Here is a 15,762-nt window from a genome sequence, read left to right as displayed (position 1 = left end):
TTCATTCTGGGACTATCTGACAGACAGGTTAACAGGCAGTGGCTCGTTTCCAAGGCTGACGGACTTGATTGAAAAAGCTTCTCACATACTACCTTGTGGGCTTTGCAGCAGTTATTAAGAAGCTACTGGCGGTTTTTTTTCAGAAAGTCGAGATTATTCTTAGAACAACCAGACTCACTTAACAACTTTCAGATGCGGTCTGCCAGGTTTACGGGGAGGCTTGTCAGTCTCTTCCTCTATTGCCGCAGGCACTTCTTGAGGTTCTGGATCAGAAACAGCCTCCAGCTCAAAGTGTGGAGACACTTCTTCTTCAACCTCGGAAAACGGCTCGACTTCAAATACCATACCCTGCCCGTTTTCGCGGGCATAAATGGCCATCAGCGCTTCTACTGGAACCACTATGGTCAGTGCTTCACCACCAAAGCGTCCATCAAAAGTAATCACATCATTCCCCATATGCATGGCACGAACCGCTGCCGGAGAAATGTTGAGCACTATCTGACCATCCTTAATGTACTCTCTGGGCACCTCTACCCCTTTTCGGGCAGCATCCACCAGAATGTAAGGGGTGCAGTCATTTTCAAGAATCCAGTCATACAAAGCTCTGGCAATGTAAGGGCGACTGCTGGTCATCGTCATAATCTGTCTCCATCCAGGCTAACTTCCGACGGCTGTTTGACCCAAAGTCAACTCATCCTCTCCAACCATCAATAACCACTATAGGAGAAGTTCTTTATCTCCAGGAAACAGAGAAAACACTTCTCATTCGCTAAGGGTAGTCACTACCGGGAGATCGTTTGAAAGCCGAAGGCTATAAAACAAAATTCTTAGCTCATGGCTGCTTAGCCAGATTCTTCAGCCCCGGCAGCCAGGCTGCCAGGGTCCGTCTCAAATCAAAGAGTATCGCGCATCTCTTTTTCAATTTCAGACAGACTTTCTTTAAAAGATTCACGCTCAAACAAGCGTTCAGCATAATCCAGAATAGCCTGTCCCTGCTTGGGCAGTTCAATCCCCATAGCTGGCAGTCTCCAGAGAATGGGAGCCACACAGCAATCCACCAGCGTGAACTCTTCACTCATGAAGAAGGGCTTTTCAGCAAAGATAGGCGCTACAGACAGCAGGCTTTCGCGAAGCTCTTTACGAGCACGAGCCGCAGGCGTCTCTTTGGTTTTTGGATCCATAATGGTGTCAACCAAACTGCACCAGTCTTTCTGAATGCGATGCATCATCAGACGGCTCTGGGCACGGCTGACTGGATAAACAGGCAGCAGTGGGGGATGAGGGAAACGCTCATCCAGATATTCCATCATGACGCTGGGCTCATAAAGCACCAGTTCACGATCCACCAGAGTTGGAAGACTATTGTATGGGTTGAGATCAGACAGTTCCTGGGGCAGATTTGCAGGATTCACATCCTGGATATCCACCGCGACCCCTTTTTCGGCCAGAACAATTCGAACCCTGTGACAGTAGTGGTCAGATGGATCCGAGAAAAATATCATGGATGACTTTTTGGCAACTACAGCCATGAAGTACCCCCGCCTCATGCAAAGGAAATGAGCTCCCGACTGAATCAGTCCACTCATTCGATCCACTATTCGGATGAGTAACGCTGATCTAACGGGCCGACACAAGAAAATAACGGGTTATCTTAGCAAACTTTACACCCTGCGGAATAGGTGGCATGGAAACTTTCGTTATTCCACTGCTTTAAAAACCCGAAAAGTTCAATAAACAAAGACACTCAAAAATTAAAAAGCCCGCTTAATTCAGCGGGCTTATCATCAAAAATGACGATTTACTTCCAACCTGGTACGGCACTGCCTTTAAACAGCTCTTTGGCTTTATCTTCAACAGCCTGAGAGTGGTAAGACTCAACCAGAGCTTTAATACGAGGATCAGACTTATTATCTTCACGAGAAACGATCAGATTCACATAAGGAGAATCTTTGCCTTCTACCATCAAGGCATCACGTGCAGGCAGCAGGCCTGCTGGTACAGAGTAGGTTGAGTTGATGAAAGCCAGATCAACATCATCCAGTGAGCGTGGCAACTGGGCCGCATCCAGCTCAATAAACTTCAGATTTTTTGGATTTTCAACAATGTCAGCAGGTGTAGCTTCCAGGTTGTTAATGTCCTTCAGCTTGATAAAACCTTTGTTGTCCAAGAGGATCAGTGTACGCCCTTCATTACTTGGATCGTTAGGGATGGCCACTTTGGCTCCATCCTTCAGCTCACTGATATCCTTGATTTTCTTGGAATAAGCACCAATCGGGTAAACAAAGGTATTGCCTACAGCTGCCAGCTTGAAGCCCCGGTCACGGATCATGCTGTCGAGGTAGGGTTTGTGCTGAAATGCATTGGCATCAATTGAGCCGTCTGACAGGGCCACATTCGGCGACACATAGTCAGAAAACTCTACCAGCTCTACATTAACGCCATGATCTTTCTTGGCAGTTTCCGCTGCCACCTTCATCACATCTGCTTCAGGGCCGGCCATGACGCCTACTTTCAGGGGACCATCAGCGCTATTTTCAGAACCACAACCTGCTAACAGCACACTGGCTGCCACAAGGGCTGCACCCGCAATAGCCTTAAATTTATCAACAGCAAACATTCTTCACTTCTCCAGTCAGCCAGTCATTGAGGGACAGACAATCCAGAAGCCCATCCCTTTCATTCGTTAATTAATCAGCGAGTTCTGTCGTAATAGTTTTGCAGACGGTCGCCAACACTCTGTATCAGTTGCACCAGCACAATCAGTATCACTACCGTGGCCAGCATAATGACTCCGTCAAAGCGCTGATAACCATAGCGAATCCCCAGATCACCGAGGCCACCGCCACCAATGGCTCCTGCCATCGCTGAATAGCTCACCAAAGTTACCAGAGTAATCGTCATACCATTGATCAAACCGGGACGCGCTTCAGGCAACAACACCCGACTGACGATCTGCAGCGGTGATGCGCCCATAGATTGAGCTGCTTCCACCAGACCCGAAGGCACTTCATTAATGGCACCTTCAGCAATACGAGCCACAAAGGGAATGGCCGCCAGCGTCAGAGGCACAATAGCGGCCGTAGTACCAATGGACGTTCCAACCAACAACCGGGTCAATGGAATAATCGCCACCAGCAGTATAATAAACGGCACAGAACGTGTAGCGTTAACGATAGCACCCAACACTGAATTGAGCGCAGCATTCTCCTTAATACGACCGGGCTTGGTGATATAAAGCAGAACTCCGAGCGGAATACCAAAGACGAAGCTCAACCCGCCGGATACCGCTGTCATATAGATGGTTTCCCAGAGCGCCTTCCCCAGGAGAAGCCAGGAATCAGCTGACATAACCCACTACCTCCACCTGTACATTTTCCTTGAGAAAATTCATGGACGCCTCAACTTCAGACTCATTCCCCAAAATCTCAACCATTAGAAACCCCATGGGTTTGCCATGAACGGTTTCTATATCTGCTTGTAGAATGACAAAATCCGTTCCGAACTGTTTGGCTGCCCGGGTAATCAGAGGCTCTACGACCCCCTGACCGACAAAGGTAATCCGAACCACTGGCCTCGACCCTTCAGAAGGCTCGGACTGGAAACGGCTCTCAACTTCTGCCACAGGCTTTTCATTAATGGCACTGCGAACAAACTCTCTGGCCAAATCAGTCTGGGGATTCAGAAAGAAAGCCTCTACCCCATTCTCTTCGATAAGCTGGCCATGGCTTAAGATGGCAACACGATCACAAATCGTTTTCACCACATCCATCTCATGGGTGATAATCAACACGGTTATCTTCAGCTCACGATTGATATCCTTGAGCAGCGCCAGAATGGATCGGGTGGTTTGTGGATCAAGCGCAGAGGTTGCCTCATCACACAGCAAAACCTTGGGTTTACTGGCCAGAGCCCTGGCAATCGCCACTCTCTGTTTTTGACCACCCGACAGCTGAGAAGGATAACTGTCGCGCTTCTCCTCAAGCCCCGTCAGCTTCAACAAAGGCGCTACAGCCGTCTCTATTTCTTCTTTGCTGGCACCAGCCAGCTCCAGCGGCAGGGCAATATTCTGATAAACCGTTCGGCTCGACAGTAAATTGAAGTGCTGGAAAATCATACCTATGTTGTGACGAGCCTGACGCAAACCCTTCTCTGCGAGGGTGGTTAAATCCTGACCGTCAACCACTACCTGCCCTGAACTAGGACGTTCGAGCAAATTCACACAACGAATCAGGGTACTCTTGCCAGCACCACTGGAGCCAATCACTCCGTATATCGATCCTTCAGGCACGCTGAGATTAATGCTATCTATCGCTTTAATCTCCTTGCCTCCGGCCTTGAACACCTTGGTAAGGTTTTTCAGTTCTATCATCGTTACTCCTGCCTGATCCCGATAAAGATCAGGGCATGCTGTCTGAGACTTACTCAGTCAGTTTTATCAATCCGTCTGTCTGGCTGGGTTCCAATAGGAGGCAATGTTTTTGACCACCCTGATAACCGCCTTCAAGTTGTTGCAACATCAGTGCGGTCTCTTTTTCGTGGGCAAAAAAAAACCACTCTGCGCTAAACAGAGTGGTTTTTCATGAATTCGTTCATAAACCCTTCTTTTAGCGGTATTTTTATAGCGCCCGCAAGCCAAGACAAATCAGCGCATTAACGACACGCTACCTGAACTCGAACAGCAAGTCAATACTCTCACGCCTTCATGAACGTTCAGGCTTCTAACAAAATAGACAGCCAGAAACCTCAATACTGAAATTAAATATCTCAAGGAGACGTTTGCCAAACACAACATGAAAGAGACTGTTCAATAGCTTACAGCAGGGAAATTTATTACTTGCACCAACAAATGCATTCTTCTTCAGACAGTCACTCCGAATCAGCGGGAACTTCAGCGACTGAACCTACCGAAAGCAACCTCACGAGAGAAGTCAACAAACTAAAAAAAAGCGCTGAAAAACCTTGTAGAAAAAAGCCTTTCATTTTGATGAACTTCTGACCAACAAAGCCAATCGATCAACCAATGATGATAACTTCTTTAGAGAACTGGAACGTTTGAATATAAAGGAATACAGAGGCGTAGCAGTGAAAGGAAAGAGCGAGATTCCAAGGTTCAGGGAACAACTGGTGACGGCTACCTGTAAAGATGGAGAAGAAGTAACCCGTACCCCCAGAGGCAGATATCATAAACAGGCTTTGCCCAGAACGTCTGCAACTGGCAGCAGTTCTGGGCACTGATCGTGTTAAACCAGAATATTCATCACAAACATGGCCATGAAAGCGTTCAGGAAACAGATACCAAACAGGACAGGATAGAAGCGAGCTTCTGTGCCAATCACGCCCAGAATACGACCTGCATATTGAATGGTTGATCCCATCAGGTAAATGGCAGGTGCCAGAATCGCAATATCACGCGCCTGCAGTAAGCCTTCAGAGAGCAAGCCCACGGTAACACCGACCGCACCGCCCATGGACATGATGGCACTCATCAGCACTGCTGCGCCTTCACCCGGCAGCCCTACCACTCCCATGACCGGTCCAAAAACGGAAGAGAGCATATCCAGAGCACCGGTAATGGTCAGCGCTTTAATAATAATGAAGGCCATCATTACATTAGGGATCGTGCTACTGGTACCAATAGCCCAACCTTTGCGAGCACCCTCAACAAAGATATCCGTAATCATCTTCTTCTGTTCGGTTGCAGCTGTCTTAGACATTACGGACCTCCATACGGGACTCAGTTTCAGTTTTCTTGCTGGCAAAGTTCAGATAGAAACGCATGATGTTGGCGCCTACCACCTTGAAGATAAACATCACGGCTACCGCCAGACCAATGGAGCCTGGCACAGACTGGCCCGCTGCATCGGTCAGGGTAAACAGAATGGCACCAGAGCTGAAGAAGTTGACAATCAGTGCTCCACCGGAGAACTGAAAGGCAGTGAACGTATTCTTTTCTTTGTCGGTCAACTCATCACTATCAGCGAGGCCTTTGGTCATACCGGCACCGACATCAGTGGACTGGAGACTGCCAATCAGGGCCAGACCCACCGTTCCCGGCACCCCCATCAGAGGCCGAAGCAAAGGTGTCAGCAGTTTTCGCGCAGCTCTCAGAGCACCATAATGCTCCAGCACATTGATCATACCCAGGGCAAACATACAGGTAGGCACCAGACCCAGCGCAAAAAGGAAACCATCAAGAGCACCACTACCACCGGTACCACGGTAGGCAGTTGCTGTGCTTTCAACCGCACCGCCAGCTCCTGTGGTCACACCATTCAAGAGCTTGCCGAAAGCACCATTGAGTGTGGTGAAATCAAACACACCGTACCATTCAGTGGATTTCAGCAGTCCGGAAAAAAAGACGACTGCAAAAGCCAGTGCCACATAGCTTCCGAGCGTGACCTTCTGGTCATCATGAGCGCTCATGGGCTTCCCCCTTCAACGACAAGTAGTTAATAATTTAATTATTAAGATATTAATCGAATTACTTATCGAGAGGCATTGGGGATATTCACACAGCCAATGCGATTAATAACTAAAAGAAACGTAATATCCAGCACCCGACTTAAAGTGGATGAATATTCCAGTAACCAAAACTGAAAAAATCATTCATTTTTAAGCAGGCTGAACGGGGGGAGTATGTGCTATCGAACACCAGAGGCAATGGCACTGACACCGGCAATGCTGCACAAAACCAGCAAGGCATGTCGAATCACTCTTTGATCTATTCGATGGGAAACACGAGAGGCAACCTTACTGCCCAGCAACACGGGCGGAACCAGAATCAAGGCATATTTGAAGTCATTCAAGCCGAGCATACCGGCAGCAGACAGAAAAATCAGAGAAATGATACTGCTAAAGACAAAGTAAATAGACATACTGGCCCGGATCCTGTCAGCCGACTCATTCTGCATGACCAGGGCGACTGGTGGTCCGCCAATAGAGGATGTTGTCCCGGTCACACCCGACACCACACCGGCGAAGAAAAGACTGATTTTTGTTGCTCGAATCTTGACGGAAAACAGGCTGGCAAATACCGCCAGTAGAACAGCGCCCCCCATAAACAGGCTCATATGTTCTCTGGAAGCCACTACCAGAAGACAGGCGCCAAGCAGTGAACCCGGAACCCGGCCTGCAACGGCATACTTCATCTCTGCCAGCTTAAGCGCTCCCCGATGCTTCCTAACCGTAAGGAGAGCCAGAAACATAGCCATACAGATTAAAGTACCCGGCACCAGAGATGGGGCAACAATATAGAGGATGGGTGCTGCTACGACGGCCATGCCAAAACCGATCATGCCCTGGACCAATGCACCCACGAAGACAACAAACACGGCTATTAACAGCTGGTACAGGCTCAGATCCATAACAATACAAACACATCGCTTATATCAAAAGAGGATGCAAATATAACCTTTTGTTATGAAAGGAATCCACCGTCATTTATACCCATGGGCTTTATTAGCCCGGAAATTTCATAATATTACTGCTAAAGCCTCTACTCTGGACAAAGCGGTTTTATGAATTTTCCGGGTTCAAATGACGACAATAGACAGTTACCGCCCGAACAGTTCCTTGTAATGCTTGCGACAGACTGAGAGATAACTGTCGTTTCCTCCAATCTGAACCTGACTGCCACTGTTGACGACATTGCCATCGGCATCCAGACGCACCTGCATACTGGCCTTTTTTTCACACTTCTTACAGATACTTTTTAATTCACACAACTCATCTGCCAAAGCCAGAAGCACACCACTGGCAGGAAAAGCCTGGCCAAAAGCGTCAGTCCGTAAACCAAAGCACAGTACCGGCAGGCGCAGGTCATCCACGACGTCACTCAACTGCCAGACTTGCTCTTCAGTCAGAAACTGAGCTTCATCCACCATGACACAGGAGAGCCTCTGTTCGCTGTGTTCTCGGGCAATCTGTTCGAACAGATTGTCTTCCTTGCTGATCACCAGAGCGTCTTTTTGAATGCCAATCCTTGAGGTGATTCTGCCTTTACCAAAGCGGTCATCAATAGCCGGGGTCAATAAAAGTACCCGTTTTCCGGCTGACTGATAGTTGTGTGCAGCCTGCAGCAGGTAAGTACTCTTTCCCGAGTCCATGGAAGAAAAATAGAAGTACAGCGAGGCCATCAATATCTCCGTCTAAACTGTGATTCATTTGAGTCACTGGATTGGCAAAACTGGAACTGGAATGCCTACTTAGTTTAACCACAATCAGTGTCTGAATGCTGTCAGGAAAACTGCGGTTTTCCTTTCGCTCAATTCACTCAGGGGGTCCTTATGGTGAATAACTTTCTTGATATCCACCCGGATGTTAACACGGCTCTGAACTCTGGTATTCCTGTAGTAGCACTCGAGTCCACCGTAATCTCTCATGGATTGCCTTTCCCCCAGAACCTTGAGACGGCGCTACAGCTTGAAAAAATCTTGCTGGATGAAGGTGTTCAACCTGCAACAATCGCCATTATTAATGGACGACTCAAGGCTGGCCTTTCGAAACAGGAACTGGAGCTTATTGCCTCTCCAGACAACACCCCGCATAAGGCAAGCCGCAGGGATTTAGCAGGGATGATCAGCCATGAATGGTCAGGAGGGACTACCGTAGCAGCCTCAATGATCATAGCGGCTATGGCAGGCATACGAATCATGGCCACCGGGGGAGTGGGTGGGGTTCATAAACACGGCGAACAGACACTGGACATTTCAGCCGATCTGATTGAACTCGGTCGCACACCGGTTGCAGTGGTTTGTGGTGGCCCCAAAGCCATTCTGGATCTCCCGAAAACACTGGAGTTTCTGGAGACTCAGGGCGTCCCCGTCATAGGCTATAAAACGGACACCCTGCCAGCGTTCTATAGTCGTGAATCTGACCTGCCCGTCGATTACAGGGTCAATTCTGCGGAGCAGGCAGCCCACCTGATTGAATGCCAGCTAGCTTTACCGGATTGTGGTGGCCTGCTGATCTGCAACCCACTCCCCAAAGCAGACGCCCTGCCCTGGGAAGAAATTTCCCCCAAGATTGAAGACGCAGTATTTCACGCCAAAAAACAGGGAATCCACGGCAAAGCCCTGACGCCCTTCCTGTTTCAGCATCTCTATGAGCATCACGGCAACCAACTATTACAAGCCAACCTGTTCATCCTCAAACACAACACCCAACTGGCGGCAATGATTGCCCGTCAATTCAACAACACACACTCACACAGGACTTGATTGAACAATGAAAATAAAACCTTCGTCGAGCAGCTTGGCGGTTCAGTCCGCCTCAGGACGTTTTTTGCAGCAATTATGCTCATCACTTATCGTCAGCTGCGCTCTGGCAGGAACCGTTTCTGCCAGTGATGAGAGTCAGGACAACAACCACTTCAGTTATGGTGAAAAAGGTATCCAGTTCCAGCAGGGAGACTTCAAGCTAAACCTCGGAGCCCTCCTGCAATATGACTGGTACAACGCCCGGGACGATCAGACCCATATCCCTGCGAATGGTCATGACTGGCGAGATCAGAGACTGTTTATCTCAGGCAGTTTTGGGAAAGACTGGAACTTCAAATACAGTTATGATTTCAAAAGCATTTCCCACAAAGACGCCTGGCTTCAATTCGCTCCCTGGCAGCTGACTCTGGGCCAGTTCAAATCCCCCGTTGGCCTGGAGAATCAGCACAGCTCCCGTTACTGGACCTTCAATGAGCCAGCCATGTTAACGACACTGGCTCCTCAACGGTTTGCAGGCATTATGTGGCAGCCCATTGTCGGGGATGGAACCTTTACAGCGGCCATTCAAAAAGCCAACATCAACGATGAAGTCAGTTATAGCAGCCAGCCCCTGCGAACCAGTACACGCCTGACCTGGGCTCCTGTCCAAGAATCTACAGAGACCCTGCATCTGGGTGGCTCGCTGCAATGGGTAAACTTTGAAGACGATCGCCGCACCGTTAAACTGGCAGTCCATCCGGAAGCAAAAAATGAAGACATACCCAAGCTGATCAGTACCGGAAAAATCAAAGCCGAAAGCCAGCAGGTTGGCGGATTGGAAAGTGGCTATGTCAACGGCCCCTTAGCTTTGCGCGGAGAATATCTGACCACTCGTTTGAAAGATCAGAACCTTTCAAATACCTACTATTTCCAAAGCGCCTACCTTCAGGCCAGTTATTTTCTCGACGGCGAAACTTACATTACCTACAACCCGGCCAAGGGAGTCTTTGGCAAACCTTCCAATGTCAATCAACGCTGGGAAGTGGCAGCGAGAAGTTCCTGGACAGACCTTGAAGACTCAAACGTCAAAGGTGGCAAGGAAACCAACTACACGCTCGGCTTGAGCTTCTACTACAACCTCAACCTGAGGTTCACTCTGAACTACATTCACGGGGACGTTGAAGACGGTCGAAAAGGCGATGAAAAGATCAACTTAGTGACCTTCAGAACCCAACTGGCTTTCTAAAAGACCGAAATCACCGCAGTCTGACCGATGATTGTCGAATCAGGCTGCTGTCCATTCAGTATCAGTCATGCAAAAATACCTTTTCTAATTACACGACTATGACCTTTTTATGCTAGAAATTCTTGTTGCTGATTACTCAAATTCTAATCATGGTCAAGCCATTCTTGAGCTGCTTGACCACTACGCCAGAGATCCCATGGGTGGAGGAGAGCCATTAAGCTGCTACTCCAGAGAGCACCTGATTGAAGAATTAGCTAAACGACCTTTTGCTTTTTCAGTGCTCTGCCTGGTTGACGGACAACCGGCTGCCCTCGCTAACTGCATGGAAGGCTTTTCTACTTTTGCCTGCAAACCTTTGATCAATATTCATGACATGGTTGTCAATGAACAGTTCCGGGGTCAAAGCCTCTGTACAAGACTACTGGAAAAAGTAGAACAAGTAGCCCTGGAAAAAGGCTGCTGCAAAGTTACTCTGGAAGTATTGGAAGGCAACCCTGTTGCACAGGCAGCCTACCGAAAGTTTGACTTTTCAGGCTATGAGCTGGATGACAATCATGGACAAGCCCTGTTCTGGGAGAAAAAGCTCTGACGGTATTGTCAGTCAGGCTCTTAGAAGATGAATTTCTGGGTTTTGCTGAACCGGGTGGTATATACTCCCGCTCCCTCTGATATTTGACCCCTCACTCGCTCAAAGGAGCCGATATGCCTGAAAAGTACGTTAAAGTTGGCCAGAAAAATCGTCTAAAAGTCGTCGATATAGCAGGCTTCGGCGTATTCCTGGACGGCAAACAGTTTGATGAAATTTTGCTACCCAAAAGGCATGTTCCCCAAGAATGCACTATTGGGGATGAACTGGATGTCTTTGTTTATCTGGACTCAGATGACAACTTGATCGCCACAACAGAAACACCTTTTGCCTGTGTCGGTGAATTTGCCTTTTTGAAGGTCAAAGAAGTTAACCCGGTGGGTGCCTTTCTGGATTGGAACCTGGGCAAGGATCTTTTGGCCCCCTTTAAAGAGCAAAAGGTTCGAATGCGTGAAGATGGAAGCTATGTCGTCTACCTATACCAGGACGAACAGAGCCGCAGAATTGTGGCTTCTTCCAGATTCAACCGTTTTATTGATGAGACTCCAGGAAAGTACCGCCAGGGAGAATCTGTTTCTCTGTTGGTTCATGACAGAACCGATCTAGGTTATATGGCCATTATCAATGGCAAGCATCAGGGACTCTTGTTTGACGGAGAACTGGGCCAATCTGTGAAAATCGGTGACAAACTGGACGGCTTTATTAAACGCATCCGCCCCGATGGCAAGATCGACCTGAGCCTCAAAAAACCAGGATTTGACCGACAGGCTGTCGGCGACCTTGGACAGAAAATTCTCGACCAGCTACAGGCAGCTGGAGGCTACCTGCCCTTAAACGATCGCACAGATCCTGACGTAATCAAAAAATCTTTTGGTGTCAGCAAGCGAGCTTTCAAGATGGCACTGGGTAGCTTGTACAAGCAGCGACTGATCCAGATTGAACCAACCGGTATCCGAATAAACCATTAATTTTGAATGAGAGGAACGAACTAGCCGTTTTTCAGCATTCTAAAAAGGGCTGTAGCACTTTCCGTTCGTCTCGGCAGATAACATTAGAATTCTTGTTCAAGATGCCGCTCTTCAAAACTACGTTGAAGAGCGGTAAATCTATCCAGCTTTAGCCTCAACCTTCAGGCTCCAGACTTTCAATAGCCTGGAATATACTGGAAAAATCTTTTTTGCCCATTCCCTGAGAAACGTGACGGTTATATAAAGCATAAGCAAGCCCACCCAAAGGCGTCACTGCCTTGCTGCCTCCGGCTGCGGCCATTGCCAGACCCAGATCTTTCAACATCAGTTCGCTCATAAATCCTGGCTCGTATCCTTTGGAAGCCGGGGCATTTTCCATCAAACCCGGATAGGGGTTATACACTTCCAAAGCCCAGTTCTTGCCGGAGCTGGCCAGCATAATGTCAGAAAGGACCGCCGGATCAAGACCATTCTTAGCGCCAAGATTGAGAGCTTCAGAAGTACCAATCATTAAAATCGATAGCAGCATATTATTGCAGGCTTTTGCCACCTGACCGGCACCCGGTCCACCCGCCAGAAAAACATTTTTGCCCATATCCATGAGCAGAGGTTTGGCTTGTTCAAAAACCGCCGGATCGGAAGCTCCACACATAAACGACAAAGTACCTGCGGAAGCACCTGCGACACCACCGGATACAGGAGCGTCTATCATCGACTTTCCTTTCTCGGCAGCAGCGGCAGATAACTTTCGTGCGGTATCCGTATCAATGGTACTGGTGTCGATCAGAATGGCTGAAGAAGGCACCGACTCCAGCAACCCCTGAGTCAGATAGAGACTTTCTACATGTTTGCCAGCAGGCAGCATTGAAATAATAAACTCAGCCCCTGTGCATGCCTGCTCTGCACTGGTGGCAGCTTTTGCCCCCTGACTGACTAACGTCGCCACAGCTTCGGGGACAAGGTCAAATACACTCACGTCATGGCCGGCCTTGATCAGGTTAGCCGCCATGGGAGCCCCCATATTTCCAAGACCGATGAACGCAACAGTTGCCATGATCTGCACTCCTGGTGTTTGTTGTTGTAATATCAAGCGCAATCAAAAAGAGCAGATCAAAACACCAAGAGCCACTGTGATAATGACTTTCAGGCTGAGTCAGAAAGCAAGAGTCAGTTTCGACGCTTCCTGTTCAGCCCATGTTTTGATGAACTCTTCGATCGATGATTCAGATGCAGATACCATTATATGCTGGATTCAGCCTAAAACTTCAACCGATGTATTTCACGATCTGAAGCCTCTTTCAAGCCAACCGAATCGTCCAGCAATAACCACCAGGGAAACAGGAAATGTTCTGAAATCAACCTGAACCAGGGAGCGACTGAAACCTGCTCTTTTCCTTCTGACGCTAAAAGCAGCTCTGAGAGTTGCTCCGCATTCACCCATCGAACTTCTGCCACTTCATTGGCATTGATTGTCAGCTCAACATCAGCACGAACCAACAAAATATAGTCCAGTTCTTCCTCTACCCACTCACTGTCTGCTTCTACTCGATAATGCACTTTCGTCATCAATAGGAAGTCGTCTACAGACAAAGTGCTTGCAGGTATTCCGAGCTCATGATTTAACTTTCGAATGGCCGCTCTTTTTACCCCCAACTCATTGTGAGACTCTAGTTCTGATGGAAGAGAATGAGGGTGCGAGCAGCAGGTATTGGCCCAACAATCTGGAAAAGTAATCTTGCAGCTGGCTCTGCGCTGAATCAGCAGTTGGCCTGCCGGATTAAATAACAGAACACTGAATGCTCGATGCAATATGCCCGGTGCTTTATGACTGGCCAGTTTGCTGGCACTCCCTACTATCTGATCATCCTTATCCACTAGTATCAGGGGCTCTCCCATCAATCCAGCCTGAGTGGAATCATCCTCGCTGGACTGCTGATAAGTTCGAAATTCACTACATTCCATGGTGCTCACTTGACCCTTTACTTCTTCGGAACCCACAAAAGCACTCCAGCTGATCATTTTTTACACACACATAGTAGACGAGGCCGTATTTCAGTATTTGCTAATCAGTATTTATCCAATGCTGATTTCTCCGACAATACCCCTCAGGAAAGCACATTTTCCGGCCACATACCCCTTTAGAGGTATAAACTCAATCATCCGGTTATTGTTCCAGTACGAATAAATACCATGTGATTAATTGCATCATTGTCTTGATTATCCAGAACAAGATGCACACAATCCGCCATTCATAGTTATTAGCTGTAAACTGAACACAATGCGCAAGTACGAAGACTCTCTACCGCTCAAATTACTCAAGGCCAGAGAGGCTGCCATGAGCTTCTTCCGTCCCATGCTGCAAGAGCACTCCATTACTGAACAACAATGGAGAGTGATGCGGGTTTTGAACGACGCCGATGAAATGGAAACCAAACAGCTGGCCGATGCCTGCTGTATCCTAAGCCCCAGCCTAACAGGCATAATCCAGAGGCTCGAGCAGCAGGATTATGTCAGTCGCCGAAAATCATCAGAAGACCATCGCCGTATTCTGGTCAAAGCCACTCCCAAAGCCAAAAAACTGCTGGACGAGATGGCCCCTATGGTGGAAGAAAGCTATAGCCGCCTTACTCAGGGTCTGAGCCAGGAAAAAATGGAGCAGCTGAAAGATCTGCTGGATGAAGTCAGTGTACTTACTCACTGAAGCCTGATCTGAGAGCATTTGCTTGCGATAAAAATGGCAAAGAGCTTGCATTCAGATGTATGGCTGCTGACACAGTCGAAAGAATTGTTTTTGATCACTGTCGGTGACGACAAGATTTAGGAGTATAGTGACCTGACTCTATGCGTAACCTATTTTCTATAGGATGGTTTTGCGCATCGGTGTTTTTCAGATTCAGGAGAGCTATATGATTAAACAAGGTGACAGACTACCCGCTGTTGATATCACAGTGATCAGTAACAACGAACAGATCACTGTGGCAGCAGATGCTTTTTTTGCTGACAAAAAAGCCGTTCTTTTTGCTGTACCAGGAGCCTTTACACCCACGTGCTCCAACACTCATCTACCAGGCTATATTGCTCTGGCCGATGACTTTAAGGCCAAAGGTATTGATACCATTGCCTGCCTTTCCGTCAATGATGCATTTGTCCTGCAGGCTTGGGGCAAAGATCAGAGTGCTGAGGCTATCACCATGATTGCCGATGGGGGTGGTGACTTGACTAAAGCTTTGGACCTGGCCATGGAAACAGGCAGTTTTGGCGGACTCAGATCCAAACGCTACGCCATGATAATTGATCATGGCGAAATCACTCTGCTGAATGTTGAACCACCCAAAACATTCGAAGTCAGCAAAGCAGAAACACTGCTCGAAGCTCTCTCCTGAGATCGCCGGGCGATAATACATCGTCCGGCCCTTTAAAGCCACATTTAAAACAGGGTTATTCCTCCCTTTACGAATTAAAAAGTTAATTTCTTCATTGGCTATTTCTGAGAAAAAACTACGTCAGTCATTATTAATTCTGTGCCCTCTTAAACAAGATTAATAAACACATCCGCACAACGCCTTAATTAAGAACAACGATTTAATATTTTTTAAGGCGAGTATATTAACTACTTATAGATTTCGCTTATTAACGCTGCTAGGAGTCTGTCGGACTTATGCTTTCGAGCATAAATTTCAGTAGAACGAGTCGAATTATTCGATGGATTCGTGAGAATAGTTGACCTATTTAATCGAATTCATCGAATAATTGGGCCGTTCTTTC

17 protein-coding genes are annotated in these 15,762 nt (G+C 47.8%); 6 read left to right on the top strand and 11 right to left on the bottom strand.

All coding sequences use genetic code 11. The features are described from left to right. Positions 1-174: 174 nt before the first annotated feature. The 9 genes from ACR2PX_RS14895 to ACR2PX_RS14855 all read right to left on the bottom strand — a co-directional run bounded on the left by ACR2PX_RS14895 (position 175) and on the right by ACR2PX_RS14855 (position 8,135). A complete protein-coding gene (locus tag ACR2PX_RS14895) occupies positions 175-639 on the bottom strand; it encodes a ClpXP protease specificity-enhancing factor (RefSeq protein WP_434000145.1) in 465 nt (154 codons plus the stop codon). Between the two features lie 254 nt (positions 640-893). Next, complete coding sequence (locus tag ACR2PX_RS14890; protein WP_434000144.1) at positions 894-1,529, bottom strand: glutathione S-transferase N-terminal domain-containing protein; 636 nt, start codon at positions 1,527-1,529, stop codon at positions 894-896. Positions 1,530-1,798: 269 nt separating this feature from the next. After that, on the bottom strand, positions 1,799-2,617 hold the full coding sequence (locus ACR2PX_RS14885) for a MetQ/NlpA family ABC transporter substrate-binding protein (protein ID WP_434000143.1): 819 nt from the start codon (positions 2,615-2,617) through the stop codon (positions 1,799-1,801). Positions 2,618-2,691: 74 nt separating this feature from the next. Next, positions 2,692-3,348 (bottom strand): methionine ABC transporter permease, encoded by a 657-nt coding sequence (locus ACR2PX_RS14880; RefSeq protein ID WP_434000142.1) that lies wholly within the window; start codon positions 3,346-3,348, stop codon positions 2,692-2,694. Next, the gene (locus ACR2PX_RS14875; protein ID WP_434000141.1) at positions 3,338-4,369 is read right to left on the bottom strand and encodes a methionine ABC transporter ATP-binding protein; all 1,032 of its coding nucleotides are present in this window, start codon (positions 4,367-4,369) and stop codon (positions 3,338-3,340) included. Before ACR2PX_RS14875 ends, ACR2PX_RS14880 begins: the two co-directional genes overlap by 11 nt. Before the next feature lie 871 nt (positions 4,370-5,240). Next, on the bottom strand, positions 5,241-5,714 hold the full coding sequence (locus ACR2PX_RS14870; protein WP_434000140.1) for a YjiG family protein: 474 nt from the start codon (positions 5,712-5,714) through the stop codon (positions 5,241-5,243). After that, a complete protein-coding gene (locus tag ACR2PX_RS14865; RefSeq protein WP_434000139.1) occupies positions 5,707-6,423 on the bottom strand; it encodes a nucleoside recognition domain-containing protein in 717 nt (238 codons plus the stop codon). The genes ACR2PX_RS14870 and ACR2PX_RS14865 overlap by 8 nt, the downstream gene beginning before the upstream one ends. Positions 6,424-6,641: 218 nt before the next feature. Continuing rightward, a complete protein-coding gene (locus tag ACR2PX_RS14860; protein ID WP_434000138.1) occupies positions 6,642-7,364 on the bottom strand; it encodes a sulfite exporter TauE/SafE family protein in 723 nt (240 codons plus the stop codon). A 189-nt stretch (positions 7,365-7,553) separates the two neighbouring features. Then, positions 7,554-8,135, bottom strand: a complete 582-nt coding sequence (locus tag ACR2PX_RS14855) for a thymidine kinase (RefSeq protein WP_434000137.1) — start codon at positions 8,133-8,135, stop codon at positions 7,554-7,556. Positions 8,136-8,285: 150 nt separating this feature from the next. Between ACR2PX_RS14855 and ACR2PX_RS14850 the strand changes: the two genes are divergently transcribed. From ACR2PX_RS14850 to ACR2PX_RS14835, 4 genes are all read left to right on the top strand, one after another. Next, positions 8,286-9,218, top strand: coding sequence for a pseudouridine-5'-phosphate glycosidase (locus ACR2PX_RS14850; RefSeq protein WP_434000136.1), 933 nt, complete (start codon positions 8,286-8,288; stop codon positions 9,216-9,218). A 7-nt stretch (positions 9,219-9,225) separates the two neighbouring features. After that, complete coding sequence (locus tag ACR2PX_RS14845; RefSeq protein ID WP_434000135.1) at positions 9,226-10,443, top strand: OprO/OprP family phosphate-selective porin; 1,218 nt, start codon at positions 9,226-9,228, stop codon at positions 10,441-10,443. Positions 10,444-10,552: 109 nt separating this feature from the next. Next, a complete protein-coding gene (locus tag ACR2PX_RS14840; protein WP_434000134.1) occupies positions 10,553-11,032 on the top strand; it encodes a GNAT family N-acetyltransferase in 480 nt (159 codons plus the stop codon). Between the two features lie 113 nt (positions 11,033-11,145). Then, positions 11,146-11,997, top strand: a complete 852-nt coding sequence (locus tag ACR2PX_RS14835; protein ID WP_434000133.1) for a CvfB family protein — start codon at positions 11,146-11,148, stop codon at positions 11,995-11,997. Positions 11,998-12,151: 154 nt separating this feature from the next. On the opposite strand, the gene mmsB is transcribed toward ACR2PX_RS14835, so the two are convergent. Then, complete coding sequence (gene mmsB / locus ACR2PX_RS14830) at positions 12,152-13,051, bottom strand: 3-hydroxyisobutyrate dehydrogenase (RefSeq protein ID WP_434000132.1); 900 nt, start codon at positions 13,049-13,051, stop codon at positions 12,152-12,154. Between the two features lie 203 nt (positions 13,052-13,254). Next, complete coding sequence (gene idi, locus ACR2PX_RS14825) at positions 13,255-13,959, bottom strand: isopentenyl-diphosphate delta-isomerase (protein WP_434000131.1); 705 nt, start codon at positions 13,957-13,959, stop codon at positions 13,255-13,257. 316 nt (positions 13,960-14,275) lie between these two features. Here idi and hpaR point away from each other — a divergent pair, with 316 nt between their 5' ends. After that, complete coding sequence (gene hpaR / locus ACR2PX_RS14820) at positions 14,276-14,698, top strand: homoprotocatechuate degradation operon regulator HpaR (protein ID WP_434000130.1); 423 nt, start codon at positions 14,276-14,278, stop codon at positions 14,696-14,698. A 205-nt stretch (positions 14,699-14,903) separates the two neighbouring features. Beyond that, positions 14,904-15,380: a peroxiredoxin gene (locus ACR2PX_RS14815; RefSeq protein ID WP_434000129.1), complete on the top strand. Its 477-nt coding sequence runs from the start codon at positions 14,904-14,906 to the stop codon at positions 15,378-15,380. Positions 15,381-15,762 lie beyond the last annotated feature (382 nt).

The sequence above is a fragment of the Endozoicomonas sp. genome, assembly GCF_051008435.1.
In the GTDB taxonomy this organism is placed as follows: domain Bacteria; phylum Pseudomonadota; class Gammaproteobacteria; order Pseudomonadales; family Endozoicomonadaceae; genus Endozoicomonas_A.
The sequence above is the reverse complement of the archived record's forward strand: the minus strand, read 5'-3'. Positions and strand labels throughout refer to the sequence as shown.

Excerpts from the sequence above, each read along its gene's own strand:
- ACR2PX_RS14835 (WP_434000133.1), top strand. The coding sequence starts at position 11,146 with ATGCCTGAAAAGTACGTTAAAGTTGGCCAGAAAAATCGTCTAAAAGTC.
- ACR2PX_RS14860 (WP_434000138.1), bottom strand. The coding sequence starts at position 7,364 with ATGGATCTGAGCCTGTACCAGCTGTTAATAGCCGTGTTTGTTGTCTTC.
- ACR2PX_RS14890 (WP_434000144.1), bottom strand. The coding sequence starts at position 1,529 with ATGGCTGTAGTTGCCAAAAAGTCATCCATGATATTTTTCTCGGATCCA.
- ACR2PX_RS14840 (WP_434000134.1), top strand. The coding sequence starts at position 10,553 with ATGCTAGAAATTCTTGTTGCTGATTACTCAAATTCTAATCATGGTCAA.
- ACR2PX_RS14880 (WP_434000142.1), bottom strand. The coding sequence starts at position 3,348 with ATGTCAGCTGATTCCTGGCTTCTCCTGGGGAAGGCGCTCTGGGAAACC.
- hpaR (WP_434000130.1), top strand. The coding sequence starts at position 14,276 with ATGCGCAAGTACGAAGACTCTCTACCGCTCAAATTACTCAAGGCCAGA.
- ACR2PX_RS14850 (WP_434000136.1), top strand. The coding sequence starts at position 8,286 with ATGGTGAATAACTTTCTTGATATCCACCCGGATGTTAACACGGCTCTG.
- idi (WP_434000131.1), bottom strand. The coding sequence starts at position 13,959 with ATGGAATGTAGTGAATTTCGAACTTATCAGCAGTCCAGCGAGGATGAT.
- ACR2PX_RS14845 (WP_434000135.1), top strand. The coding sequence starts at position 9,226 with ATGAAAATAAAACCTTCGTCGAGCAGCTTGGCGGTTCAGTCCGCCTCA.
- mmsB (WP_434000132.1), bottom strand. The coding sequence starts at position 13,051 with ATGGCAACTGTTGCGTTCATCGGTCTTGGAAATATGGGGGCTCCCATG.
- ACR2PX_RS14815 (WP_434000129.1), top strand. The coding sequence starts at position 14,904 with ATGATTAAACAAGGTGACAGACTACCCGCTGTTGATATCACAGTGATC.
- ACR2PX_RS14855 (WP_434000137.1), bottom strand. The coding sequence starts at position 8,135 with ATGGCCTCGCTGTACTTCTATTTTTCTTCCATGGACTCGGGAAAGAGT.
- ACR2PX_RS14885 (WP_434000143.1), bottom strand. The coding sequence starts at position 2,617 with ATGTTTGCTGTTGATAAATTTAAGGCTATTGCGGGTGCAGCCCTTGTG.
- ACR2PX_RS14865 (WP_434000139.1), bottom strand. The coding sequence starts at position 6,423 with ATGAGCGCTCATGATGACCAGAAGGTCACGCTCGGAAGCTATGTGGCA.
- ACR2PX_RS14870 (WP_434000140.1), bottom strand. The coding sequence starts at position 5,714 with ATGTCTAAGACAGCTGCAACCGAACAGAAGAAGATGATTACGGATATC.
- ACR2PX_RS14895 (WP_434000145.1), bottom strand. The coding sequence starts at position 639 with ATGACGATGACCAGCAGTCGCCCTTACATTGCCAGAGCTTTGTATGAC.
- ACR2PX_RS14875 (WP_434000141.1), bottom strand. The coding sequence starts at position 4,369 with ATGATAGAACTGAAAAACCTTACCAAGGTGTTCAAGGCCGGAGGCAAG.